Consider the following 24,338-nt stretch of genomic DNA (forward strand, 5'->3'; position numbering starts at 1 on the left):
GCGGCCTATTCAAGAAGCGGAGACCAGGCCGGATCGGAGGCGAAGGTCGGGGTCTTGACGAGCTGCTCGTTGTAGCCGGTGAGGTCGATCGAGTAGAGCTGCGGGCCGCCGGAGCCGGCGGACTGGCGGAAGAACATCAGGACGCGGCCGTTCGGCGCCCAGGTCGGGCCTTCGTTGTGAAAGCCCGAGGTGAGGATGCGCTCGCCCGAGCCGTCGGTCTTCATCACGCCGATCGAGAACTTGCCGCCCGACTGCTTGGTGAAGGCGATGAGGTCACCGCGCGGCGACCAGACCGGGGTGGAGTAGGAGCCGTCGCCAAACGAGATGCGCTGCTGGCCAGAGCCGTCGGCGTTCATCACGTAGAGCTGCTGGCGGCCGCCGCGGTCGGATTCGAAGACGATCCGGGCGCCGTCCGGCGAATAGGACGGCGAGGTGTCGATCGCGGCCGTCGAGGTGAGCCGCGTCGTGGTGCGCGAGCGCAGGTCCATCGTATAGATGTTGGCGTTGCCGTCCTGCTGCAGGCTCATGATGACGCGCTGGCCGTCGGGCGAGAAACGCGGCGAGAAGGTCATGCCGGGGAAGTTGCCGACCACTTCGCGCTGCCCGGTCTCCAGCTGGAGAAGGTAGACGCGGGGCTGCTGGCCCTCGAACGACATGTAGGTTACTTCCTGGCGGCTCGGCGAGAAGCGCGGCGTCAGGACGATGTCCTTGGAGCCGGTCAGCATGCGGACGTTCTCGCCGTCCTGGTCCATGATGGCGAGCTGGCGCTTGCGATCGGTCTTCGGACCGCTTTCCGAGACGAAGACGATGCGGGTGTCGAAATAACCCTTTTCGCCCGTGATGCGCTCATAGATCGCATCGGCGATGATGTGGGCGACGCGCCGCCAGTTTTCCGGCTGGGTGTAGAACTGCTGGCCGGTCATCTGCTGGCCGGCAAAGGTGTCCCACAGGCGGAACTCGGCGCGAAGACGACCGTCGCCTTCCTTGCTGATCCGGCCGACGACGAGCGCCTGGGCGTTGACCACCTTCCAGTCCTCGAAGCGCGGAGCCTGGTCGGGATTGGTGATCTTTTCGATGAAGGCCGCGCGGTTGACCGGGGCGAAGAGACCGGAGCGCTTGAGGTCGGCCTCGACGACGGCGGCGATCTTGGCGCCGATGCCGTCGCCGGAGACGAAGTCGGTGATCGCGATCGGCAGCGGCTCGACATTGCCCTTGTTGATGTTGATTTCGACGACTGCGCTCGCCGGGGTGGCAAAAGCGCCGGCCATGCCGACGATCACCATCAGGGTTCGAAGAAGGTTGAGTTTCATCATAAGATCCAAGCCTTTCAGCTCTTACATCAGTTCGCTGGGGTCGAAATTGACGATCACTTCCGACCAGGCATCGTATTTGTCCCGGGGAAGGTTCTTGAAGGGGGCGGAGCGCAGGACGGCGCGGCGTGCGCCGCCCATCAGCACCTGTTGGGTCTGCGGCGTTCCGCCGGTCGCGGTGACTTCCGGTTCGCCGATCAGCTCGCCGGACTCGTCGAGCTGGAATTTCACCTTGATGCGAACGTCCGCCGCATCGGCGAGGCCCGGAATAACCGACCAGTTGTTCTGGATCTGGCCGCGCAACGCGTCCATCTCGCTCTGGCTGAGCTCCGAGCCGCCGGTGGTCTTCTTGCCGCCGAAGGCCGCCTTGTCCGGCGATGCCTTGGCGCCACCGGCCGTCGGGTCGTTCTTGTTCAGGAGGGCCGCGACCTCGTCGGCGTTGAAGTCGCTCTCCTTGGCGGATTTCGACTTCGCCGTCTCCTGGGTCTTGACGTCCTTCTTCTTGTTGTCAGCCTTCGCCGTCTCACTCTGGGTCGGCTTGGTCTCTGCGGGCTTCGCCTCGGTCGGCTTCGGCTTTTCGGGTTTCGGCTTGGCGGTCGGAACCGGCACGCTGTCGGGCAGCGGAATTTCCTCGGCCTGAGCCTCTTCCGGCTTCGGCTCGCTCTCGGCCGGCGGCTTGGGCTCGGGCGTTACCTCAGGCTTCGGCGGTTCGGCCTTGGCGACCTCGGTCGGCTTGGTGGGCTCGGCGACCGTTTCTTCCTTGATGATGTCCTTGATGTCGTTGGTGACGTCATCCTGGGTCGGCTGGACCTTCTCGACCTTCTCGGGTGCTGCCGAGGATTCGGCCTTGGTCGGCTTCTCGACGGGCTTGGGCACGGACTTCAGGTCGACATCGTTCTCGCCGACATTCTGCGCATCGGGAACGGAGGTCGGCTTCTTGGTCGGCACGGGTGCCGATTTCTCGGCGACCGGCGCGCTCTTGTCGCCCTGCTGGATCTGGGTGAGTTCGGAGATCGGCACGATATCGACCGGCAACGCCTCGACGTCCGCGACGTCGAAGGATTCGGGCGCGCTGATGCTGACCAGCGCGAAAGCAAGCGCCAGCCCGTGCAGCACAGCCGAAGAAATGAGACTAGCTCTCATCGCGTTCGATCACTTGTCCTGTTCTTGCAGGGTCACGAGGCCGATATTCTTGAATCCTGCCGCGGATATGCGAGCCATGACCTGCATGACGGTGCCGTAGGCAGCGGCGGTATCGCCGCGCACGTAGATGCGCTCGTTGTAGCCGGTGGTGGCGATCGCCTCGAGCTTGGCAACCACGTCTTCGAGGGGGATGGCCGTTTCCTGGAGATAGATCTCGCCGGCCGAATTGACCGAGATGGTGATCGGCTGGGTGTCGGAATTCATCGCCTTGGCCTGGGTTTCCGGCAGGTCGATCGGCACGCCGACCGTCATCATCGGTGCCGCGACCATGAAGATGATCAGGAGCACGAGCATGACGTCGACCATCGGCGTGACGTTGATCTCGCTGATCGGCGCCTTCTTGCCGCCGCGCCTTCCGCCGCGACGGCCACCGCCGCCGCTCGATCCAACATTCATACCCATACTAAGCGTCTCCTAAGCCGGACGTTTACTGCGCGGCCTGACGAGGCTGCAGCTTCTCATCGATCTGGCGCGAAAGAATGGCGGAGAATTCGTCGGCGAAACCCTCCATGCGGGCGGTCAGCTTGCCTGCCTCGCCGGAGAACTTGTTGTAGGCGATGACCGCCGGGATAGCGGCGACAAGGCCGATCGCGGTGGCGAGCAGCGCTTCCGCGATACCGGGGGCGACGACTGCAAGGTTTGTCGACTTCGAGCCGGCGATTGCCTGGAACGATGTCATGATGCCGACGACGGTGCCGAACAGACCGACGAAGGGGGCTGCCGAGCCGATGGTGGCGAGCGAAGAAAGGCGGGCCTCGAGGGTCTCGGATTCGCGCGCGAGCGTCACGTCCATGGCGCGGTCGATACGCATCTGCAGGCCGATCGGCGAACGGGCGCCGCGCTCGAAGCTCTTCTTCCATTCGCGCATGGCGGCGACGAACATCGCGGCAAGTCCGGTATTGCTGCGTTCGGCGAGCGTCCGGTAGAGTTCCTCGAGAGACTGGCCGGACCAGAACACCTGTTCGAACTGGTCGAACTGGCGGCGCGCGCGCGAATAGCTCAAGAACTTGTCGATGACGATTGCCCAGGTCCAGACCGAGGCGGCGAGCAGTCCGAGCATGACCAACTTGACGACGAAGCCTGCCTGCATGAACAAGGCCCAAAGGCTCACGTCATGCGTCGCCGCTGCCAAACCTACTTCTTCCATCGCTTTTAAATCCCCGAAATCCAAACGCCCGGCACATGACCGGGCGGTGAAAAAGCTCTGTTGCGGAATTGTGCGGTTGCCGTTGCCGAACGCCCTTATTCCGCTTCAAGCTCCCAGATTGCCTTCTTGCCTTCAAATTTGGTCAAAGGAAGGCGTGCGCCGCACAAAATTCCCTGGCGGCAGTAAGACATCATTATCGTTAAGGGACCGTTAGCGTGAGGGGCGAGCGACGACCTGTCAGCCGAGGAAACGGGCGGCCAGTCCCTCGGGCAGGCGCCGCGGCCGGCCGATGCGATTGACCACGGCAATCACCACCCTGGCGGCGATCAGCAGGTCGCCGGCGCGGCGGATCTCCTGTTCCAGCACCATCTTGGCGCCGCCGGCCTTGGTGGTGACGGTCCGGATCTCCAGCACATCGTCCATGCGGGCCGGCGCCTTGAAGTCGATTTCCATCCGGTGGACGACGAAGACGAGGCCTTCCTCGTCAATCCCGATCAGCGCGCTCTGTTCGACGCCGAGGCAGCGCAGATAGTCCGTTCGGCCGCGTTCGAGGAAGTGCAGATAGCGGGCGTGGTAGACCAGGCCGGAAAAATCCGTGTCTTCATAATAGACGCGCTGCGTGAGGCGGTGTCCTTCGTCCGTCAGTTCTCCACAGAGAGAAATCGTCTTTTGATTCATATTCTTACCTTGTTTTCCCGGCAACCGGAGGCGCACTGCCACATAGCCTTTCCTCGCCCATTGTAGTTCTGTCACAAATTGGCATTATCAGATTTGGGGGCTCACCGGCACAGGAGACTATCATATGAAAATTGCAATCATGGGCGGAGACGGGTTCGTTGGCTGGCCGACTTCCCTGCACCTCTCCGATGCCGGCCACGACGTCCATATCCTCGATAACCTGTCGCGCCGCTGGATCGATACCGAGCTCGGCGTGCAGTCGCTGACGCCGATGGACTCGATCCAGGAGCGCACCCGCATATGGCATGCGGAGACCGGTCGGCGGATCCATTTCCATCTGATTGATCTCGCCAAGGACTATGAACTGCTGAAGAACTGGCTGGCGGAGAACCGCCCCGACGCGATCATCCATTTCGCCGAGCAGCGCGCCGCGCCCTATTCGATGAAGAGCGACCGCCACAAGAACTACACGGTCAACAACAATGTGAGCGCCACGCACAATCTGTTGAACGCGCTGACCGAGCTCAACCTCGATTCGCACCTCGTCCATCTCGGCACCATGGGCGTCTACGGCTATTCGACCATCGGCGCGGCGATCCCGGAAGGCTATCTGCCGGTCGGCATCGAGACGACGCAAGGGGAGACCGTTTCCCAGGAAATCCTCTACCCGAGCAATCCCGGCTCGATCTACCACATGACGAAGTGCCTCGATCAGCTGCTGTTTCAGTTCTACGCCAAGAATGACGGCCTGCGGATCACCGACCTGCACCAGGGCATCGTCTGGGGGACGCACACCGAACAGACGCGCCGCCATCCGCAGCTCGTCAACCGCTTCGACTATGACGGCGACTACGGCACCGTCCTCAATCGGTTCCTGATCCAGGCGGCGATCGGCTATCCGCTGACCGTGCATGGCACGGGCGGACAGACCCGCGCCTTCATCCATATCCAGGACTCGGTGCGCTGCATCGAGATCGCGCTGAAGAACCCGCCGGCGCGGGGCTCGCGCGTCGAGATCTTCAACCAGATGACGGAAACGCACCGCGTGCGCGACCTCGCCGAGATGATCTCGAAGATGACCGGCGCCGAGATCGCCTGGCTGCCCAATCCGCGCAAGGAAGCCCCGGAAAACGACCTGATCGTCAAGAACGAGAAGTTCCTCGGCCTCGGGCTCGAGCCGACGACTCTGAAGGGCGGCCTGCTCGACGAGATCGTCGACGTCGCGCGGAAGTTCGCCTATCGCGTCGATCGTTCGCGCGTGCCGGCCGTCTCGGCCTGGACCAAGGACATCGCCAAGACGATCAACCGCGACCCGGAAGGCAAGAAGCTGAAATCCGTGTCATGATGATGGGCACGGAAATGCTGCGCGGCATTCGGCCGGAGACGACGGCCGGGTCGCGCAATGCCTTCGTCACCCTGGTGACCAATGCCGACTACGCGATGGGGGCGGTGGCGCTCGCACGGTCGATCCGGCTGACGGAAAGCCCGGCCGACATCGTCGTGCTCTTTACCGGCGGGGTGGAGGCCGGTGCCCTCCGGCCGCTGGAAGCGCTCGGTTGCCGGCTGGTGGAGGTCGACCACCTGCCGCTCTCGCATGCGTTCAACCTGCGCCATGCGCGCGGCAATCTGCATGCGAATGCGCCCTTCACCAAGGGACGCAAGCCGGCCTTCCACTCGCCGCTCGACAATTTCTGCAAGCTCAGGCTCTGGCAATTGATCGACTACGCCACCTGCGTCTTCATCGATGCGGACGCGATCGTGCTGAAGAACATCGACAAGCTGTTCGACTATCCGGAATTCTCCGCGGCGCCGAACGTCTATGAAAGCCTTGCCGATTTCCATCGGCTGAATTCCGGTGTGTTCGTCGCCAGGCCTTCGCTCGCCACCTTCGGCGCCATGCTCAAGCAGTTGGATGAGCCGGACGTATTCTGGCGGCGTACCGACCAGACATTTCTCGAAACCTTCTTCCCCGACTGGCATGGCCTGCCGGTTTTCATGAACATGCTGCAATATGTCTGGTTCAACCTGCCGGAACTCTGGGACTGGAAAGAGATCGGCGTGCTGCACTACCAGTATGAAAAGCCGTGGGAGGCCGATCACCCGAAGGCGGCGCTGCTCAAGCCTCTGATCGACCTGTGGCACGCCTATTATGCCGGCGAGGGCATTCCTGACGTGGGGGCGCTTGCCAATCCGGTGCCGGTAGCGGCGGCATGAAGGTTCTTGTTTCCGGCGGGACGGGCCTGGTCGGCCGATATGTGGTCGAAGCGCTGCTTTCGGGCGGCTATGACGTCACCGTCGGCGGGCGTTCTGTTCCTCCAGCGGGGTACTTCTCCCGGCCCGTCAAGTTCCGGTCGATGTCGCTCGATCCCGATCTCGATCCGATCGAGGCCTTCGATGAAACCTATGTCTTCGTGCATGCCGCCTTCGATCACGTGACGGGCAAATACCGGGGCGGGGAGGGCGACGATCCGGTGCGGTTCCGCCGGCTCAATCTCGATGGCACGATCAACCTGTTCGATGCGGCCAGGCGGGCGGGCCTCCGGCGCGTCGTCTTCCTGTCCAGCCGGGCGGTCTATGACGGCATTGCGCCGGGGGAACCGTTGGTCGAGACGGTCGAGCTGCATCCGACGAGCCTCTACGGCGAGGTCAAATTGCTGGCGGAGCAGGTGCTGGCGGATATGTCCGGCCCGGGCTTTGCCGGCGCGAGCCTGAGGCTGACCGGCGTCTATGGCGATCTCAGGCCCAACAAGTGGGAAGGACTGTTCGCCGACTACTTGGCGGGCAGGGCAGTGCCCGTGCGGGCCGGATCGGAAGTGCATGGCCGGGATGTCGGCCAGGCCGTGCGCCTGATGCTGGAGAGCGATACGGCGAGAGTGAGCGGCGAGGCATTCAACGTCTCCGACGTCGTTACCGATACACGTAAGATCCTTTTCGCCGTGAAAATGGCGACCGGATGTCCTCATCCACTGCCCGCGCCGGCAGACAAAACGCTCGTGGCGGAGATGGTGACGGAGAAAATCCGCGCGCTCGGCTGGAAGCCCGGCGACGAATCGTTGCTGGAAAGCACGATCCACTGCCTGATGGACAGCGGCCGAACCTGAAGTTCAACCCATCAGATCGGCTTCGTTCCAACCAAGCTCGGCCATTTCCACAGCCCGCGCTTGCGCGTCGTCGCCGACGATGAATTCGTCCAGCTGCGGCGGTTTCACGCTTGTGCCGGAGAGCATGGCATGGACCTGGCCGCGATGATGGGTCTGGTGCTGGAACAGGTGGCTGAGGATGTCGTCGAGACGGTCGGTCTGGATACGGCTGCCGCGATGGACCGCGACGGCGCGGGCGAGCTCGCCTGGCGTCAGGTTGTCGCAGAGCCTAACAAGGCGGCGGTCGACGTCGGCCTGTGCGGCGCGCAGTTCTGCCGGGTCGGCAATGGGTTCCTCTTTTTCCCAGGCCTTCGGGCCGAGCGTACCGCCCTCCAGCGCATCGACATAGAACCAGTCGATGACCAGGATATGGTTGAGCGTCGCCCGGATCGACGGGAAGAAACTTGTGCGTTGTGCCTCGAACTCGCCGGGTCGCAGAAGCGCCACGGCCTTGTGCAGGCGCAGGTTGGCGAGCGCATTGGCGCGGGCGAGCTTGCGGAAGACGCGGGTGGGGTCGAGGGCATCGGTCATGGACGGTCCCTTCTTCGTTGGTACGGCTGTTGCCACGCTATTGCGATCCCGAGCGGCAAACCGATATTAGCCGAGTTCGACGACGACGATCTCGGGTGGTACGCCCAGCCGCACCGGCAATTTGGAAAGTCCAAGACCAGCGGACACGATCAGGTGACGGCCGTTCTCGAACACGTGTCCATAAGCGTAGCGGTTTCCGAAGCGCGACGGCACGAGCGGCGAATAACCGAGTATGCGGATCTGGCCGCCATGGGTATGGCCCGAGAGCGTCAGGGTCACCCGTCCGGGAACGTCGGTGAATATGTCCGGTTCATGGGCCATCAAAATGACAGGCCCGTCGTCGTCTATCTGCGCCATTGTGGCGGGCAGGTCGTCCAGGCCATCGATCCAGCCGGAGCCGTCGGGTGCGGCGTAACCGGGTTCGAGCTGGTCGGCAAGACCGGCGAGCCAGAAGTGTCGCCCATCCTTCTCGATGCGGATAGCACGGTTGTCATAAACCGGGATGCCGACGTCGGCGAGGGCCCTGTGTGCCAGTGTCGGTCCCATTGCTGCCGCCTGGGCCGTGGGGTCATTCAACCAGTCATGATTGCCGAGAATGGCATGGACGCCGAGCGGTGCCCGCAGGCGCGCCAAGGCTTCCGCCCAGCGCTCCGGCTTCACGTAGCCGGAGTTGAAGCGCATGCTGGTCATATAGTCGCCGAGTAGGACGACGATGTCTCCGTTGAGACTGTTGGCCTGTTCGCAGATCGTGGCGATGCGGCTCGCCGGCATCCAGGGCTCGCAGGCATGGAAGTCGGCAAGGCCGACGATTCTGAGTTTTAGCCCATGCGGCCATCTGGCCGGCGTAAGCGCGTAGCGGGTGACGCGCGGTTGTGACAATGGCTCGACGCCGACTGCGTAGGTGGCGGTTCCGAAGCCACCCATGATAAGGCTGGCAAAAAGCTTGAGGAAGCCGCGCCGCGCGATCATCAGTCTTCCTCTAGTGTCAGGCGGAACTGGGCGGCCTCCAGATCCTTCGGCGGCTGCAGGCCGAGATGCTTCCACGCCGTGGTGGTCAGCACGCGGCCGCGCGGGGTGCGCTGGATGAAGCCCTGCTGGATCATGTAGGGCTCGATGATGTCCTCGATCGCATCGCGCGGTTCGGAGAGACCGGCGGCGATCGTCTCGATGCCGACCGGGCCGCCGCCGAAGTTCACGGCGATCATGTTGAGGTAGCGCTTGTCGAGTTGGTCGAGGCCCATATTGTCGACCAGGAGCCGGGTCAGGGCCTCGTCGGCGATCTCGCGGGTGACGGCTTCGGCGCGGGCGACCTCGGCAAAGTCGCGCACACGGCGGAGCAGCCGGCCGGCGATGCGCGGCGTGCCCCGGGCGCGGCGGGCGATCTCGCGGGCGCCTTCGTCCGTCATGCCGAGCCCCATCAGCCGGGCGCCGCGCCGCACGATCAGCTCCAGTTCCTCGACCGTGTAGAAGGAGAGGCGCACCGGAATGCCGAAACGGTCGCGCAGCGGCGTGGTCAAGAGCCCGAGGCGGGTGGTGGCGGCAACGAGGGTGAACTTGGAAAGGTCGATCTTCACCGAGCGGGCGGCAGGGCCTTCGCCGATGATCAGGTCGAGCTGGTAGTCCTCCATGGCAGGATAGAGGATTTCCTCAACCGCCGGGTTGAGCCGATGGATCTCGTCGATGAAGAGCACGTCGCGCTCTTCGAGATTGGTCAGGAGGGCGGCAAGGTCGCCGGCCTTGGCGATGACCGGGCCCGAGGTCGAGCGGAAGTTGACGCCGAGTTCCTTGGCCATGATCTGGGCTAGCGTCGTCTTGCCGAGCCCCGGCGGGCCGACGAACAAGACGTGGTCGAGTGCCTCGCCCCGGTTCTTCGCCGCCTCGATGAAGATCTTCAGGTTGGCGCGCGCTTCCGCCTGGCCGGTGAATTCGTCGAGCGACTGCGGGCGCAGCGCCGTGTCGAGATCTTCGCCCCGCTTGTCCGGCGAGAGGATGGGGTTTGGGGTGCTCATGCGAGGAGTTCCATGCCGGGTACGCGGGACGCAGCGTGTCTGTCGAAGGTGAAGGTCGTTGCGCAGCCGGCCAGCCGGTTCATCTCGGCCATAAGCGCATCGGCAAAGTCTACATTCTCGCGCCGGCAGAGATCCAACGCATTTCCGACGGCCTCGTAGTCGGCGATCTCGAATTCGCGTCTCTCAAGCAGGGCCTGGAGAAAGTCGAGAATACGGTCACGCGGAAAGCGATAGAACCGTTTCAGGACCCAGCTTGCCTCCAGAACGACCGATACGTTGACGAAAATGGTCTCTCTGTCGCGCAACCGATCCAGCAGCCGCTCAACCGTTCCGATTTGCTCGGGGCTGTCGCCGACCACGATACGCAGCAGCACATTCGTATCGATGCCTTGTCGCGTGCTCATCACTCTCAGCCCCGGCGTCCGGAGTTTGCGTAGCGCTCAACGGCCTCCTCCTCGATCGCCGCGTCGATCTGCTCCACGGTCGCCTCGCGTCCCGATGGCGGCTTGCCCATAAAGCCGGCCAGCTCGCTCAGCGGCTTGTTCCTTGGTACAACGATCATCTCGCCATTTCGGACCCAGGCGTAGCATTTGTCGCCGGGCCTGACGTTGAGTGCGTCCCGAACGTGTTTTGGAATGGTCATCTGGCCCTTGGCCGTGACAGTGATGTTAAAGCCCAAATCCGATACTCCTTACTTTTCAGGAATAGTAAGGCAATTTGCCTTCTCCAGCAATCACCGCGACAGCTCCTTCAACCCCAGGCGGATCAGCTTGGCGCTGTCGGCGCCTTCGCCGCCGTTCTTCAGGGCGGCGGAGATCGCATTGGCGGCCTGCTCGCGGGAATAGCCGAGATTGGTGAGCGCCGACACGGCATCGGTAACGGGCGCAGGGGCGACGCCTTCGCCGAGTTCCTGCTTGAGGCCGATGGTGGCGGCCGCCTCGCCGGCAAAGGCGGGCGCCTTGTTCTTCAGCTCGGTGATGATGCGGACCGCGACCTTCGGGCCGACCCCTGGCGCGCGCGACACGGCGGTCTTGTCCTGCAGCGCGATGGCATTGGCGAGTTCCGACGGGGTAAGGGTGGACAGCAATGCAAGCGCCACCTTGGCGCCGACGCCCTGCACGCTCTGCAGGAGGTTGAACCATTCGCGCTCGAGCGCCGTCATGAAGCCGAACAGCTTCAACTGGTCCTCACGGACATAGGTCTCGATGAACAACACCGCGGCCTCGCCCGGCGAGCCGAGGCGTGACAGTGTGCGCGAGGAGCAGAAGGCAACGTAGCAGACGCCATGCACATCGATCAGCGCATAGTCGTCGCCGATTTCGTCGATGGTGCCTTTGAGCTTGCCGATCATGGGAGAAGTCCGTCAGGGATGAGTTTCGGGAGTGATGAGGGGAACCATCGGGAAATAGGTGCGGTAGCCTTTCGGATCGCGCGTGAGAATCGAATAGCCGCGAATGGCGGCATGCGCGCCGATCATGAAGTCCGGCAGCACACGCTCGCGCGCTCCGCCGGTCCTGCTGTACCTGCGGAAAGCCACGCCGGCGGCAAAGGCCGCCGCCCAGGGCAAGCCTTCGCGATGGAAATCGGATTGCGGAAGCAGTTGGTCGACCGTCTCAATATCGTTATAGCGCACCGAAAACTCGGCATAGATGACCGGATTGATCACCAGCGGCTGTTCGGCTGCCGCCCGGGTCAGCGCAGTGCGCGACCAGCCGAGCCAGACCGGGTCGCGCACCGCTACATCGACCAGGACATTCGTGTCGACCAATGTCGCCATGGATCAGCGATCCCTCGTCATGGCCATCAAGGCGTCGGCATCGATCGTCTGGTCACCGGTTCCCTCAAGTGCGTCAAGCGCTTGCATCAACGCGGCGAGACGCGTGCGGTCGGCATCGGAATGCCGGTTGCCTTTGGGCGCCAAGGTCAATTTGCCGTTTTCGACGGTGAAAACGACCTCGCTGTTCGGCTCGATGCCGACCAGTTCGCGCAAGTCGCGGGGTATGGTGACCTGACCCTTGGATGTGACGCGCATGATCTCGCTCCTTCTAGGGTAAGAAAATATCTTACTGACGGAACAAGTCAAGAACAAACTAGGCGCTGGCCAGCACCTGGCGCATGCGATCGCCGCCGCGATTGTGGGCGTGGCAGATGGCGATGGCGAGCGCGTCGGCGGCGTCATTGCCCTTGAACTCCGCCTTGGGCATGAGGATCTTCAGCATCATGTGGATCTGCTGCTTCTCGCCGTGGCCGACGCCGATGACTGCCTTCTTCACTGCATTGGGCGCATATTCGGCAACCCGCAGCCCGGCCCGGGCCGGAACCAGCATGGCGATGCCGCGGGCCTGGCCGAGCTTCAGCGTGGCCACCGCGTCCTTGTTGACGAAGGTCTGTTCGACGGCCGCTTCGTGCGGTTGGTAGGCGTGCACGACTTCCGAGAGCCCGTCATGCAGCTGGCAGAGACGCGAGGCCAAATCCATGTCGCCATCGGAGGTCACGGTGCCGGAGGCGACGAAACGCAGGGAGTTGCCGAGCGTTTCGATCACGCCCCAGCCGCACCGCCTGAGGCCCGGATCAATGCCGATAATTCGAATCGCGTTCTGCATGATGTCACCTTAACGTCCTGCCAGCCGGTCTGCCAGAACTAAGTGAACAAAACAAAAACACTGAAGTGACGGTCAACGAAACTCGTCATTCCGGCTCTGGTTTTCGCGGGACGGGCATCTACATAGAGGGTCCTGCAAGAACCGGACGGACCCTCGCAAATGATCCCCTTTTCCATTCTCGACCTGTCTCCGATCGCGGAGGGCCATACCGTGACCGAAGCGCTCGACGCATCCCGGCGCATGGCGGTCAAGGCGGAGGATTGCGGCTATAACCGTTTCTGGTTGGCCGAGCACCATGGCATGCCGGGGATCGCCAGTGCCGCGACCTCGGTGGTGATCGGCCATGTCGGCGCGGCGACGAAGCGCATCCGCATCGGCTCGGGCGGCATCATGTTGCCGAACCATGCGCCGCTGGTCATTGCCGAGCAATTCGGCACACTCGAGGCGCTGTTTCCCGGCCGTGTCGATCTCGGCCTCGGTCGCGCGCCGGGAACCGACATGCGCACCGCCCGGGCGCTGAGGCGCAATATGGAGGCAGGGACGGAGAGTTTCCCGCACGACATCATCGAACTCAGGCGTCTGCTCGGCGCGCCGACCGAGGACCAGGCCCTGCTCGCTGTGCCGGGCATGCGCAGTCATGTGCCTCTCTGGCTGCTGGGCTCCAGCCTCTACAGCGCCCACCTCGCGGCAGCGCTCGGGTTGCCTTACGCCTTTGCCTCGCACTTCGCTCCCGATCAGTTGATGGAGGCGATCTCGATCTACCGAGAGCGCTTCCAGCCCTCGGAGGAACTCGACAAGCCGTATGTCATGGTGGGCATCATGGGCGTCGCCGCGGAGACGGATGCCGAGGCCGAGCATTTGTTCACCTCGTCGCAGCAGCAGTTCGTCAACCTGCGTCGCAACGTGCGCAAGCCGTTTCCCCGGCCGATCGAAACCATGGAGGGGTTCTGGACCGAAGTCGAGCGCTACGGGGTCGAGCATACCCTGCGCTACGCCGTAGTCGGCGCTGCGGCGACGGCCAGGAACAAGCTTGCGGAATTCCTCAAGGCGACCGGTGCGGACGAACTGATCGTCTCCATGCCGATCCATTCCGTGGAGCAACGGCTGCGATCCGTCGAGATCTTTGCCGATCTCCGCGAAAAAATGCTCGATTGAGGGCGCAAAGACGTTAATTCGACTTTGTGATGAGAAATTGCCGCGTTTTTTAACCGGCGTTTAAAGAAAAGTCCCGACCGTAGAGTATCTGACGGCGAGGAGTGTGCTCCTGGCCGTCAAGTCGCTTTCAAACGGCACCTACGCGCAGAGTGGGCGCGGCAAAACGGGATTCAAGATGACAAGTCGTTTCAACTCGCTGTCCTCCAAGGTCATCGGCATCTTTCTCCTGCTGACCGTGTTGTCGGTAGGACTGCTGAACGTTCTCGCCTATTCCACATCCAGCGCCGTGTTCGAGGACCAGACCTTCCGGTCGATGCGCTCCACGCTGACTTTCCGCGGCGACATTCTCAATGAACAGCTGGCACAGCTGGAGAACCAGGCGACCTCGATCGCCAAGATCGAAAGCCTGCAGCAGTCGATCACCGCGATGAAGAGTGGCTGGAACACGATCGTCAAGACGTCCGGCGACGCCCGCAAGGAGCTGCGCGACGTCTTCATCACCAAGAACCCCAATCCGGCCGAACTGGAAAAGCTGCTGAAGCCGGAAGGCCCGAGCGGCTTCTACTATTCCAGCCATGAGACGGTCCAGACGCAGGTCGCCGGCTTCCTCAAGGGCACCCAGTTCCGCGACCTGCTGATCGTCGACCAGACCGGCAACGTCATCTATTCCTACAAGAAGGGCGAGACGTTCGCCGAGAACGTTGCCAGCGGCCCGCTGGCCGAGACGGGTCTAGGGCGTGCTTTTGCCCGCAGCGTCGAAGAGGCCGGCAAGGCCGTCGAAGATGCCGCCCCGACGCGTTTCTCGGGTCTGAAGGCCGGCAGCAATCCGCAGTCACCAGACATTTATTTCGCCGTTCCGGTGGTCAAGTTCGGCTCCTTCAAGGGCGCGATCCTGTTCCAGCTCAAGGACACAGCAATCACCAGCATCCTCTCCAAGGGCATCGATAGCGATAGCGGCGAACAGGTGGCGATTCTTTCCGAGGATGGAACCGGCATCAGCCTGTCGGCCGACGGCAAGCTCGCCGACATTTCCGCGGCGCCCTTCGGCTTTCCCGCCGACGCGATCAACGGCGAAAAGATCGTCATCTCCAAGTTCGAGCGTGCCGATGGTGCGGCCAATGCCTATGGCCGGCCGGTGTCCTACGGCGGCGACAAGTATCTGGTCACCGAGAGCCTGACGCATGCCGAACTCGGCGCCGGGTCGTGGCATATCGCCATGACGCTGTTCGTGACGGCGATCATCGTGCTGACCGTCATGGCGATCGCGACCGGCTACCTGACCGGCCGGCTGTTCGCGCCGCTCGCCCGTCTTGCCACCGTCACCGGTGACGTCGCAAACGGCAAGCTTGAAGAGGCCGTCGCCAACCAGGAGCGCCGCGACGAGATCGGCACCATGGCCAAGGCGCTGGAACGCTTCCGCCTCGGCCTGATCGAACAGCAGCGTCTCGAAAGCGAAACCCGCTCCGAACGCGAACGCGCCGACATCGAGCGTCGCCAGCGCATGGCGGAACGCGAGACGGAAGCCCAGAGCCTGCAGGCGGTCGTCGCTGCCCTCGACGAGGGTCTGGACCGGCTGGCGCGCGGTGATCTGGCCTTCGAAATCCGCACCGGTTTCCCGCAGGAACTCGAATCGCTCCGCCACAACTTCAACAAGGCGCTGTCCACGCTCAGCGCCACGCTGGCCGGCATCGGCGGCAACTCGGTCGCCGTGCGCGAAGGTTCGGACGAAATGCGCTCCGGCGCCGACCAGTTGGCGGAACGCACCGAACGCCAGGCGGCGGCGCTGACCGAGACGGCCAGCGCCATCAAGGCAATCACCGAAGGCGTGCGCACCCAGATCGCCCGTGCCGAGGATGCGGAGAAGATCGCCCGCAACGCCAAGACCGACACGGAACAGTCGAGCCTCATCATGCGCGAGACCATTGCCGCGATGGAGGCGATCCAGGGGTCGTCGCACGAGATCAACCAGATCATCGGCGTGATCGACGAGATCGCCTTCCAGACCAATCTTCTGGCGCTCAATGCTGGTGTCGAGGCGGCAAGAGCCGGCGAAAGCGGCAAGGGTTTTGCAGTGGTTGCCCAGGAAGTGCGCGAACTCGCCCAGCGTTCGGCTTCTGCGGCCAAGCAGATTGCCGCCCTGCTCGCGAAATCGACCACCGAGGTCAGCCATGGCGTGACGCTCGTCGAGAAGGCCGGCGCCGCCTTGCAGGGCATCGGCTCCCATGTCCTGGCGATCAACGGCCGAATCAGCGAGATCATGAGCTCGACCCGCGAGGAGGCCCAGACCCTGTCGGAGATCAACGGCTCGGTGAATCAGCTCGATGCCATGACGCAGCAGAATGCCGCGATGGTCGAGGAAACCACGGCGGCCATCCACCGGCTTGCACAGGAAGCAGGCGAGATGGACCAGCGTCTCGGGCAGTTCTCGCTTGGCGGAGGCCATTCCGCCGGCCAGCCCGGCCAGTGTGCCCAGCAATGGCGTCGGGCAAGCTGAAGCAGCTCCCGCACCGTCATTCTCTATTCGATCGAAGGGGTCGGAAGCGTGCTTCCGGCCCCTTTTGCCGTGTTGGGGGAGCGGTCGCAGTCGAATGCCGGGACGCAACAGGAGAGCGTCGGGTGCGTTCGAAGTACCGTTTCGTGCCGGTCCGCAAGAATATCGTAGATCATCAAGGTAAACAGACGTAGTTAAGCGCACCTTAACCTTTCTGCTTCATTATCCATCCTGATCAAAACATCGGCCGCAACAAGGCCCGTGCAACAACGATGGATATTGGAGTATCTTGCCATGAAGACGAGCCTTTTCGCCGTGGCTGCCGTTCTGCTCGCCGGCACAGCAGCCCATTCTGCGGACATTTATCAGCCTGAGCCTGCCCCGATCATGGCGCCCGAAGTCGAAGTTTCGGAGGCTTCCGGCTGGTACCTGCGCGGCGACGTCGGCTATTCCTTCAACAAGATGCGTGGCGCCGAATACTTCCAGGGCTCCAACGGCAATCTGGTCGATTTTGACGACACCGACCTGAAGGACAACTTCACGCTCGGCGTCGGCGTCGGTTACCAGGTCAACAACTACCTGCGCACGGACCTGACGCTGGACTACATGTTCAAGTCCGATTTCGAAGGCTCGACCACGGGCACCTGCGGCAGCCCGCTCGAACCCTGCACGTCGAGCGACGTCTCCGCCATGCGCGCCTATCACCTGATGGCCAATGCCTATGTCGACCTCGGCACCTACGGCATGTTCACGCCTTACGTCGGCGGCGGTATCGGTGGCGCCTACGTCAAGTGGGACAAGCTGCGCAACACCGCCTGCCAGGACGATGGCGGCGGCTGTGACGACACCGTCACCCATAAGGGCTACCACAACTGGCGGTTTGCCTATCAGCTGATGGCCGGCGCCTCGATCGACGTCACCTGCAACGTCAAGGCCGATATCGGCTACCGCTTCCGTCACACGCTTGCCGGCGGTATGTTCGGCTTCGAGGAAAACGGCGGACCGGGCCGCGACAAGGGCTTCTACAGCCACGAGGCGCATGTCGGTGCCCGCTACCTGTTCGGTGGTTGCGAGCAGCCGGTGGCCTACGAGCCCCCGCCGCAGCCGATCGTCTACAAGTAATTTCTCCACCCTTCGAATTGCACAAGGCCGCCCGGCAGTGGGCGGCCTTTTCGCGTTCCGGCTGCAATTCGGCCGGGCGGGGCAGTTTCACCGGTGCGCCAAAAAATCTTCTCTCTGCGACATAGAATTTTCTTGACGCGGATTTTCCACAGGCGTAGTTCCAGCGGCGGGACACCTCTCCCCAACGAGAGGCCATATACCTGGAAGGGTAGCACGATGACGACACTCGCCAAGCCGGACCTGCGTCCGAACAACACCCATTTTTCTTCTGGCCCTTGCTCGAAGCGCCCCGGTTGGTCGCTCGAAGCGCTCGCCGATGCCCCGCTCGGTCGCTCGCACCGCGCCAAGGTCGGCAAAGCCAAGCTCAAGCAGGCCATCGATCTCACCCGCGAAATTCTGAACGTGCCTGCGGACTACCGCATCGGCATCGTTCCGGCCTCCGACACCGGCGCCGTCGAGATGGCGCTCTGGTCGCTGCTCGGTGAGCGCGGCGTCGACATGCTGGCCTGGGAAAGCTTCGGCGCCGGCTGGGTCACCGACGTCGTCAAGCAGCTGAAGCTCAAGGATATCCGCAAGTTCGAAGCGCCCTACGGCGAGCTTCCCGATCTCGCCCAGGTCGATTTCGACCGCGACGTCGTCTTCACCTGGAACGGCACCACCTCGGGCGTCCGCGTTCCGAACGCCGACTTCATTCCGGCCGACCGCAAGGGCCTGACGATCTGCGACGCCACTTCGGCCGCTTTCGCCCAGGACATGGATTTCGCCAAGCTCGACGTCGTCACCTTCTCCTGGCAGAAGGTGCTGGGCGGCGAGGGCGGCCACGGAATGCTGATCCTGTCGCCGCGCGCCGTCGAGCGTCTGGAATCCTATGTTCCAGCCTGGCCGCTGCCGAAGATCTTCCGCATGACCAAGGGCGGCAAGCTGATCGAGGGCATCTTCACCGGCGAGACCATCAACACCCCGTCGATGCTCTGCGTCGAGGACTATATCGACGCGCTCCTCTGGGCAAAGTCGATCGGTGGCCTCAAGGGCCTGATGGCGCGGGCCGATGCCAATGCCAAGGTGCTGTTCGACTTCGTCGAGGCCAATGACTGGATCGCCAATCTCGCCAAGGTTCCGGCGACCCGCTCCAACACCTCGGTGTGCCTCACCATCGTCGACAAGGACGTGGCGGCTCTCGACGCCGACGCCCAGGCCGCCTTTGCCAAGGGCATGGTCACGGCGCTCGACAAGGAAGGCGTCGCTTTCGACATCGGCGCCTATCGCGACGCCCCGTCGGGCCTCAGGATCTGGGCCGGCGCGACGATCGAGACCGCCGACATGACGGCGTTGATGCCCTGGCTCACCTGGGCTTTCGAGACCCAGAAGGCCGCGCTCAAGGCCGCCTGAGACTGATCCGGCTTCGCCCTTGAGGCGAGGCCGCCCATTCCCATACCCGTACCAGACCTGAACCCCTTTGAAGGAGGCCTCACATGGCACCTCGCGTTCTCGTATCCGACGAATTGTCGGAAACCGCCGTCCAGATCTTCCGTGACCGCGGCGTCGAAGTCGATTTCCAGCCGAAGCTCGGCAAGGACAAGGAAAAGCTCGCCGAGATCATCGGCAATTACGACGGTCTCGCCATCCGCTCCGCCACCAAGGCGACCGAGAAGCTGATCGCCGCCGCGACCAACCTGAAGGTCATCGGCCGCGCCGGCATCGGCGTCGACAATGTCGATATCCCGGCTGCCTCGCGCCGCGGTATCATCGTCATGAACACCCCGTTCGGCAACTCGATCACCACCGCCGAACACGCCATCGCCCTGATGTTCGCCGTCGCCCGCCAGATCCCGGCGGCCGACGCCTCGACCCAGGCCGGCAAGTGGGAAAAGTCGAAGTTCATGGGTGTCGAGATCACCGGCAAGACGCTCGGCGTCATCGGTGCCGGCAATATCGGTTCGATCGTCTGCTCGCGCGCCATCGGCCTGAAGATGCACGTGCTCGCCTACGATCCCTTCCTGTCGAAGGAACGCGCCGAGGAAATGGGCGTCACCAAGGTCGAACTCGACGAGCTTCTCGCCAAGGCCGACTTCATCACCCTGCATGTGCCGATGACCGACAAGACCCGCGGCATCCTCAGCAAGGAAGCGCTGGCCAAGACCAAGCCGGGTGTTCGCATCGTCAACTGCGCCCGTGGCGGCCTGGTCGACGAAGCGGCGCTTGCCGAAGCCATCAAGTCGGGCCATGTGGCCGGCGCCGGTTTCGACGTGTTCGAGGTCGAGCCCGCCACGGAAAGCCCGCTGTTCGGCCTGCCGAACGTGGTCTGCACGCCGCATCTCGGTGCGTCCACCACGGAAGCCCAGGAGAACGTCGCCCTTCAGGTTGCCGAGCAGATGTCGGACTATCTGATCAAGGGTGCCGTCTCCAACGCCATCAACATGCCGTCGATCACTGCCGAAGAGGCGCCGATCCTCAAGCCCTTCATCAAGCTTGCCGATGTGCTCGGCGCCTTCGTCGGCCAGGTCACGGAAAGCGCGATCAAGGAAATCGAGATCCTCTACGACGGCCAGACCGCGCAGATGAACACCAAGGCGCTGACCTCGGCGCTGCTGGCCGGCCTGATCCGCAGCCAGGTGTCCGACGTCAACATGGTTTCGGCGCCGATCATGATCAAGGAAAAGGGCATCGTGCTCTCCGAGGTCAAGCGAGACAAGACCGGCGTCTATGACGGCTACATCAAGCTGACGGTCACCACCGAGAACCAGACCCGTTCCGTCGCCGGCACGGTCTTCTCCGACGGCAAGCCGCGTTTCATCCAGATCAAGGGCATCAACATGGACGCCGATGTCGGTGCCAACATGATCTACATCGCCAACACCGACGTGCCCGGCATGATCGGCTTCATGGGCACCACGCTCGGCGAGGGCGGCGTCAACATCGCCAACTTCCAGCTCGGCCGTGACAAGCAGGGCGGCGATGCGATCGCGCTGCTCTATGTCGATGAACCGATCAAGCAGGACGTGCTCGACAAGCTGATCGCCCATTCGGCAATCCGCCAGGCGAAGCCGCTGAGCTTCAACGTCGACTGAACTTAGGTCCTCCCAGAACAGACGAGAGGCGCGGGCGGCAACGTCCGCGCCCTTTTTCGTTCTTCGGGCCGGTGGGTTTTGATGGAAGTCAAGTTGACGCAGGGCGGCTTGTCGCATTGATCGCAAGGGAACAAAGCCTATTTGCTTTCTCGGACCTTCGATCAAGACGGCAACGAGAGCGACAGGACGATGTTCGAGATCTTCGACGCGCAATTGCTGGCACGGCTGCAGTTTGCCTTTACCGTGTCCTTTCATATCATCTTCCCCGCCTTTTCCATCGGACTTGCCAGTTACCTGGCGGTGCTGGAAGGCCTCTGGCTGTGGAAGAAGGACAAGGTCTATCTGGAACTGTTCGACTTCTGGAAGACGATCTTCGCCGTCGCCTTTGGTATGGGCGTCGTTTCCGGCATCGTCATGTCCTACCAGTTCGGCACCAATTGGAGCGTCTTTTCCGACAAGGCGGGGCCGGTCATCGGGCCGCTGATGGGCTATGAGGTGCTGACGGCCTTCTTCCTCGAAGCCGGTTTCCTGGGCGTCATGCTGTTCGGCCGCCATCGCGTCGGCCCGGGACTGCACTATCTGGCCACCCTGATGGTCGCGCTCGGCACGCTCATCTCCGCCACCTGGATTCTCTCGGTCAATTCCTGGATGCAGACGCCGGCCGGCTTTGCCATCAACGATGTGGGCCAGTTTGTGCCGGTCGACTGGTGGGCGATCGTCTTCAACCCGTCCTTCTCCTATCGCCTCACCCATATGGTGATCGCCGCCTATCTGACGACCGCCTTCGTCGTCGGCGGCGTTGGCGCCTACCATCTGCTGCGCCGCACTTCTCCCGATCGGGCCGGTACCATGTTCTCGATGGCGATGTGGATGGCGGCGATCGTCGCGCCGATCCAGATCCTCGTCGGCGATGCCCATGGCCTCAACACGCTGGAGCACCAGCCCGCCAAGGTCATGGCCATGGAAGGACATTTCGACAGCCATCCGCACGGCGCGCCGCTCATCCTGTTCGGTCTGCCGAACCAGGCGGAGAAGCGGATCGACTATGCCGTGCAGATCCCCAGGCTTTCCAGCCTCATCCTCAAGCACGATCTCAATGCGCCGCTGGCCGGCCTCGATACGATCGACGACGACAAGGAGCCGCCGGTTGCCGTCGTGTTCTGGTCGTTCCGGGTCATGGTGGGATTGGGCTTTGCCATGCTGGGCGTGGGCCTGTTCAGCCTCTGGTGTCGCTGGCGCGGCACGTTGTTCGAGAACCGGTTGCTGCATCGCGTGGCGCTGGCCATGGCGCCGGCCGGATTCGTGGCGGTGCTGGCCGGCTGGATCACCACGGAGGTCGGACGGCAGCCCTATACGATCTACGGTCACCTGCTGACCGCCGATTCTCTTTCGCCGATCGCCGCTCCCGCCGTCGCGGCCTCGCTGATCGCCTTCATCATCGTCTACTTCCTCGTCTTCGGGGCGGGGACCTTCTACATCCTCAGGCTAATGGCGCGCTTGCCGCGCGATCCGATGCCGGATCTCGACGGCGGACCGATCCGCACGTCCGGCATCACGCCGGCGGCGCAAACCGAGGGAGGCAAGCATGGCCTTTGATCTCGCATTCATCTGGGCGGCCCTCATCGCCTTCGCCGTCCTCGCCTATGTCATCCTCGACGGGTTCGACCTCGGGGTCGGCATTCTCTTTCCGCTGTTTCCCGAGAAGGCCGACCGCGACCAGATGATGAATTCGGTCGCCCCGGTATGGGACGGCAACGAGACCTGGCTGGTGCTCGGCGGGGGAGGTCTGATGGCGGTCTTTCCGCTCGCCTATGCGACGATCCTGCCGGCGCTCTATGCGCCGCTGATCGCCATGCTGCTCGGGCTGGTCTTCCGTGGCGTCGCCTTCGAATACCGCTGGCGTACCAAGAGGGCGGAGCATCTCTGGAACTATGCCTTTGCCGGCGGCTCGACGATCGCGGCCTTCGCGCAGGGGGTGGCGCTCGGCGCCCTCGTCCAGGGGATCCCGGTCGTCGACCGCGCCTATGCCGGCGGCTGGTGGGACTGGTTCACGCCGTTCTCGATCGCGACCGGCGTGGCGCTGGTGCTGGGTTATGCGCTGCTCGGCGCCACCTGGCTGGTGATGAAGACACGCGGCCCGCTGGCGGAGAAGGCACGGCGTCTCGCCTATGGCGCGGCGCTGGCGACCGTCGGGGCGATGGGCGTCTTCAGCCTTTGGACGCCCTGGCTCGAACCGCTCTACCTCGAGCGCTGGTTCGGCTATCCGACGGCGGTCTTCTCCTTCGTCGTGCCGCTGCTGGTCCTGGGATGCCTCTACCTGATCCTCAGCGGCCTGCGCGCCGGCAAGGATGCCCAGCCCTTCGTCGCCGCACTCGGGCTGTTCGTGCTCGGCTATGCGGGCATCGGCATCAGCTTCTACCCCTATATCGTGCCGACCTCGCTGACCATCTGGGATGCCGCGGCGCCGCAGTCCAGCCTCGCCTTCCTGCTGGTCGGAGCGGCGGTACTGGTGCCGATCATCCTGGCCTATACGGCCTATGCCTATTGGGTGTTCCGCGGCAAGGTCGACCCGGAGGAGGGCTATCACTGATGGCGCAGGCTTCCCTCATCAAGCGCCTCGGCTGGTTCATCGGTCTGTGGCTTGCCGGTGTGCTCGCGGTCGGGGTCGTCGCCTACGCCATCAAGCTGGCGCTTGGGGCCTGACCTGGCCGATGGCGCGATCGTGATCGAAAAACAGGCGGCCGAGGCTTCAATTCTCCGCGAGGGGACGCCATATGAAGGCGCAACGGATGTTGAAATCCGCTCAGGCATTGAAAACGAGGAGATGAAATGCGGCGCTACGGCAAGTTTTTTGGAGTTCTGGCGATCGGCCTGGCGACCATGCTGACGCTGGCCGACTTTGCCGAAGCTCGCCGCGCCAGCGGTGGTTTCGGCAGCCGCGGCACGCGCACCTTCCAGGCGCCCGCCGCCACCCGCACGGCTCCGGCACCGGCAGCGCCGATCGAGCGCACCATGACGCCGCAGGGCCAGACCACGCGGCCGGCTACCGCGCCGAACGCTCAGACCCAGGCAGGACGCCCCGGCGGCCTGTTCGGCGGCCTGGCCGGCGGTCTCATGGGCGGCCTGCTCATGGGCGGCCTGTTCGGCATGCTGATGGGCTCTGGCTTCGGCGGCGGCTTCGGCTTCCTCGGGCTCTTGCTGCAGGGCGTGCTGATTTTCTTCCTCGTCCGCTTCGCCATGCGCATGTTCGGCAACCGTCAGACGGCCTATTCGGGCGCTGGTGCCGGTCCTTCGGCCCGCAGCAATGCGGCGACAGGCCCTGGCTTCCAGATCCCGCGCATGGGCGGCATCAATCTCGGCGGCTCGTCCGCCTCGGCCTCCGCCATGCCGCGCGGTCCTTCGGCGTCTGCCGACGAGATCGGCATCGGGCAGAAGGATCTCGAGCGTTTCGAGCGGCTGTTGAAGGAAATGCAGGCGGCCTATGCCGATGAGGACTATGCGAGCCTGCGCCGCATCACCACGCCGGAAGCCATGTCCTATCTCGCCGAGGAACTCAGCGAGAATGCCACCAGGGGCCTCAAGAACGAGGTGCGTGACGTGCATCTGGTCCAGGGCGACGTGTCCGAGAGCTGGCGCGAGGGCAATGTCGACTATGCGACCGTCGCCATGCGCTACGAGAGCATCGACGTGCTGCGCGACCGCACCAGCGGCAAGGTGGTCAGCGGCGATCCGGACAATGTATCGGAATCCACCGAGATCTGGACCTTCGTTCGGCGTCCCGGCACGGACTGGCAGATTTCCGCCATCCAGGCCGTCGGCGACCCGGAATAACGATCCCTTTGCCACAGACAAAAAGGCCCGCTTCGCGCGGGCCTTTTCGC

The 24,338-nt window shown here is 63.5% G+C and carries 26 protein-coding genes; 12 read left to right on the forward strand and 14 right to left on the reverse strand.

The annotated features are described in order from the left end of the window. Positions 1 to 5: 5 nt before the first annotated feature. The 5 genes from tolB to ybgC all read right to left on the reverse strand — a co-directional run bounded on the left by tolB (position 6) and on the right by ybgC (position 4,338). Positions 6 to 1,313 carry a Tol-Pal system beta propeller repeat protein TolB gene (tolB, locus tag AC07Y0_RS02945; protein ID WP_498674364.1) on the reverse strand — a complete coding sequence of 436 codons (1,308 nt, stop codon included), beginning with the start codon at positions 1,311 to 1,313 and terminating at the stop codon, positions 6 to 8. Positions 1,314 to 1,334: 21 nt separating this feature from the next. Next, positions 1,335 to 2,453 carry a cell envelope integrity protein TolA gene (tolA, locus tag AC07Y0_RS02950; RefSeq protein ID WP_498674365.1) on the reverse strand — a complete coding sequence of 373 codons (1,119 nt, stop codon included), beginning with the start codon at positions 2,451 to 2,453 and terminating at the stop codon, positions 1,335 to 1,337. 9 nt (positions 2,454 to 2,462) lie between these two features. Further along, positions 2,463 to 2,915: a protein TolR gene (gene tolR / locus AC07Y0_RS02955; RefSeq protein WP_498674367.1), complete on the reverse strand. Its 453-nt coding sequence runs from the start codon at positions 2,913 to 2,915 to the stop codon at positions 2,463 to 2,465. A gap of 25 nt (positions 2,916 to 2,940) precedes the next feature. After that, positions 2,941 to 3,660 (reverse strand): protein TolQ, encoded by a 720-nt coding sequence (gene tolQ, locus AC07Y0_RS02960; RefSeq protein WP_498674370.1) that lies wholly within the window; start codon positions 3,658 to 3,660, stop codon positions 2,941 to 2,943. A 237-nt stretch (positions 3,661 to 3,897) separates the two neighbouring features. Next, positions 3,898 to 4,338: a tol-pal system-associated acyl-CoA thioesterase gene (ybgC, locus tag AC07Y0_RS02965; RefSeq protein WP_498674371.1), complete on the reverse strand. Its 441-nt coding sequence runs from the start codon at positions 4,336 to 4,338 to the stop codon at positions 3,898 to 3,900. A 124-nt stretch (positions 4,339 to 4,462) separates the two neighbouring features. On the opposite strand from ybgC, the gene AC07Y0_RS02970 reads away from it, so the two are divergent. Genes AC07Y0_RS02970 through AC07Y0_RS02980 form a run of 3 tightly spaced genes read left to right on the forward strand, consistent with a single transcriptional unit; the run spans position 4,463 to position 7,439 of the window. Beyond that, positions 4,463 to 5,683, forward strand: coding sequence for an NAD-dependent epimerase/dehydratase family protein (locus AC07Y0_RS02970; RefSeq protein WP_498674373.1), 1,221 nt, complete (start codon positions 4,463 to 4,465; stop codon positions 5,681 to 5,683). Beyond that, entirely contained in the window at positions 5,680 to 6,552 is an 873-nt protein-coding gene (locus AC07Y0_RS02975) for a glycosyltransferase (protein WP_498674375.1), read from the forward strand. Before AC07Y0_RS02970 ends, AC07Y0_RS02975 begins: the two co-directional genes overlap by 4 nt. Next, on the forward strand, positions 6,549 to 7,439 hold the full coding sequence (locus tag AC07Y0_RS02980; RefSeq protein ID WP_498674377.1) for an NAD-dependent epimerase/dehydratase family protein: 891 nt from the start codon (positions 6,549 to 6,551) through the stop codon (positions 7,437 to 7,439). Before AC07Y0_RS02975 ends, AC07Y0_RS02980 begins: the two co-directional genes overlap by 4 nt. 3 nt (positions 7,440 to 7,442) lie before the next feature. Here AC07Y0_RS02980 and AC07Y0_RS02985 read toward each other — a convergent pair whose 3' ends face one another. The 9 genes from AC07Y0_RS02985 to ruvC form a co-directional block, all read right to left on the reverse strand. Next, a complete protein-coding gene (locus AC07Y0_RS02985; protein WP_498674379.1) occupies positions 7,443 to 8,009 on the reverse strand; it encodes a DinB family protein in 567 nt (188 codons plus the stop codon). A 66-nt stretch (positions 8,010 to 8,075) separates the two neighbouring features. Beyond that, positions 8,076 to 8,978, reverse strand: a complete 903-nt coding sequence (locus tag AC07Y0_RS02990) for a metallophosphoesterase (RefSeq protein ID WP_498674381.1) — start codon at positions 8,976 to 8,978, stop codon at positions 8,076 to 8,078. Beyond that, complete coding sequence (gene ruvB / locus AC07Y0_RS02995; RefSeq protein WP_498674382.1) at positions 8,978 to 10,018, reverse strand: Holliday junction branch migration DNA helicase RuvB; 1,041 nt, start codon at positions 10,016 to 10,018, stop codon at positions 8,978 to 8,980. The genes AC07Y0_RS02990 and ruvB overlap by 1 nt, the downstream gene beginning before the upstream one ends. Further along, a complete protein-coding gene (locus tag AC07Y0_RS03000) occupies positions 10,015 to 10,422 on the reverse strand; it encodes a type II toxin-antitoxin system VapC family toxin (protein ID WP_498674384.1) in 408 nt (135 codons plus the stop codon). The genes ruvB and AC07Y0_RS03000 overlap by 4 nt, the downstream gene beginning before the upstream one ends. A gap of 5 nt (positions 10,423 to 10,427) precedes the next feature. Next, positions 10,428 to 10,697 (reverse strand): AbrB/MazE/SpoVT family DNA-binding domain-containing protein, encoded by a 270-nt coding sequence (locus tag AC07Y0_RS03005; RefSeq protein ID WP_498674387.1) that lies wholly within the window; start codon positions 10,695 to 10,697, stop codon positions 10,428 to 10,430. A gap of 54 nt (positions 10,698 to 10,751) precedes the next feature. Further along, positions 10,752 to 11,369 (reverse strand): Holliday junction branch migration protein RuvA, encoded by a 618-nt coding sequence (gene ruvA / locus AC07Y0_RS03010; protein WP_498674390.1) that lies wholly within the window; start codon positions 11,367 to 11,369, stop codon positions 10,752 to 10,754. A 12-nt stretch (positions 11,370 to 11,381) separates the two neighbouring features. Next, positions 11,382 to 11,795 (reverse strand): type II toxin-antitoxin system VapC family toxin, encoded by a 414-nt coding sequence (locus AC07Y0_RS03015; RefSeq protein WP_498674391.1) that lies wholly within the window; start codon positions 11,793 to 11,795, stop codon positions 11,382 to 11,384. A gap of 3 nt (positions 11,796 to 11,798) precedes the next feature. Next, positions 11,799 to 12,050 (reverse strand): AbrB/MazE/SpoVT family DNA-binding domain-containing protein, encoded by a 252-nt coding sequence (locus AC07Y0_RS03020; protein WP_498674392.1) that lies wholly within the window; start codon positions 12,048 to 12,050, stop codon positions 11,799 to 11,801. A gap of 58 nt (positions 12,051 to 12,108) precedes the next feature. Continuing rightward, positions 12,109 to 12,621, reverse strand: coding sequence for a crossover junction endodeoxyribonuclease RuvC (gene ruvC / locus AC07Y0_RS03025; protein ID WP_154722013.1), 513 nt, complete (start codon positions 12,619 to 12,621; stop codon positions 12,109 to 12,111). A gap of 159 nt (positions 12,622 to 12,780) precedes the next feature. On the opposite strand from ruvC, the gene AC07Y0_RS03030 reads away from it, so the two are divergent. The 9 genes from AC07Y0_RS03030 (at position 12,781) to AC07Y0_RS03070 (ending at position 24,288) form a co-directional block, all read left to right on the forward strand. Next, complete coding sequence (locus AC07Y0_RS03030; protein ID WP_498674397.1) at positions 12,781 to 13,776, forward strand: LLM class flavin-dependent oxidoreductase; 996 nt, start codon at positions 12,781 to 12,783, stop codon at positions 13,774 to 13,776. A 175-nt stretch (positions 13,777 to 13,951) separates the two neighbouring features. Continuing rightward, entirely contained in the window at positions 13,952 to 16,270 is a 2,319-nt protein-coding gene (locus AC07Y0_RS03035) for a methyl-accepting chemotaxis protein (RefSeq protein WP_498674399.1), read from the forward strand. Between the two features lie 291 nt (positions 16,271 to 16,561). Next, positions 16,562 to 17,389 carry an outer membrane beta-barrel protein gene (locus AC07Y0_RS03040; protein ID WP_498674401.1) on the forward strand — a complete coding sequence of 276 codons (828 nt, stop codon included), beginning with the start codon at positions 16,562 to 16,564 and terminating at the stop codon, positions 17,387 to 17,389. Between the two features lie 216 nt (positions 17,390 to 17,605). Continuing rightward, positions 17,606 to 18,778 (forward strand): phosphoserine transaminase, encoded by a 1,173-nt coding sequence (locus AC07Y0_RS03045; protein ID WP_498674404.1) that lies wholly within the window; start codon positions 17,606 to 17,608, stop codon positions 18,776 to 18,778. 83 nt (positions 18,779 to 18,861) lie between these two features. Beyond that, the gene (serA, locus tag AC07Y0_RS03050) at positions 18,862 to 20,457 is read left to right on the forward strand and encodes a phosphoglycerate dehydrogenase (RefSeq protein ID WP_498674406.1); all 1,596 of its coding nucleotides are present in this window, start codon (positions 18,862 to 18,864) and stop codon (positions 20,455 to 20,457) included. A gap of 189 nt (positions 20,458 to 20,646) precedes the next feature. Further along, complete coding sequence (locus tag AC07Y0_RS03055; RefSeq protein WP_498680165.1) at positions 20,647 to 22,053, forward strand: cytochrome ubiquinol oxidase subunit I; 1,407 nt, start codon at positions 20,647 to 20,649, stop codon at positions 22,051 to 22,053. Next, entirely contained in the window at positions 22,043 to 23,047 is a 1,005-nt protein-coding gene (gene cydB / locus AC07Y0_RS03060; protein WP_498674408.1) for a cytochrome d ubiquinol oxidase subunit II, read from the forward strand. The genes AC07Y0_RS03055 and cydB overlap by 11 nt, the downstream gene beginning before the upstream one ends. Continuing rightward, positions 23,047 to 23,160 carry a DUF2474 family protein gene (locus tag AC07Y0_RS03065; protein WP_498674410.1) on the forward strand — a complete coding sequence of 38 codons (114 nt, stop codon included), beginning with the start codon at positions 23,047 to 23,049 and terminating at the stop codon, positions 23,158 to 23,160. Before cydB ends, AC07Y0_RS03065 begins: the two co-directional genes overlap by 1 nt. Positions 23,161 to 23,286: 126 nt before the next feature. Then, the gene (locus AC07Y0_RS03070; protein WP_498674412.1) at positions 23,287 to 24,288 is read left to right on the forward strand and encodes a Tim44 domain-containing protein; all 1,002 of its coding nucleotides are present in this window, start codon (positions 23,287 to 23,289) and stop codon (positions 24,286 to 24,288) included. Positions 24,289 to 24,338: the final 50 nt, after the last annotated feature.

The sequence above is a fragment of the Allorhizobium sp. GW101-3B10 genome (genome assembly GCF_059424725.1).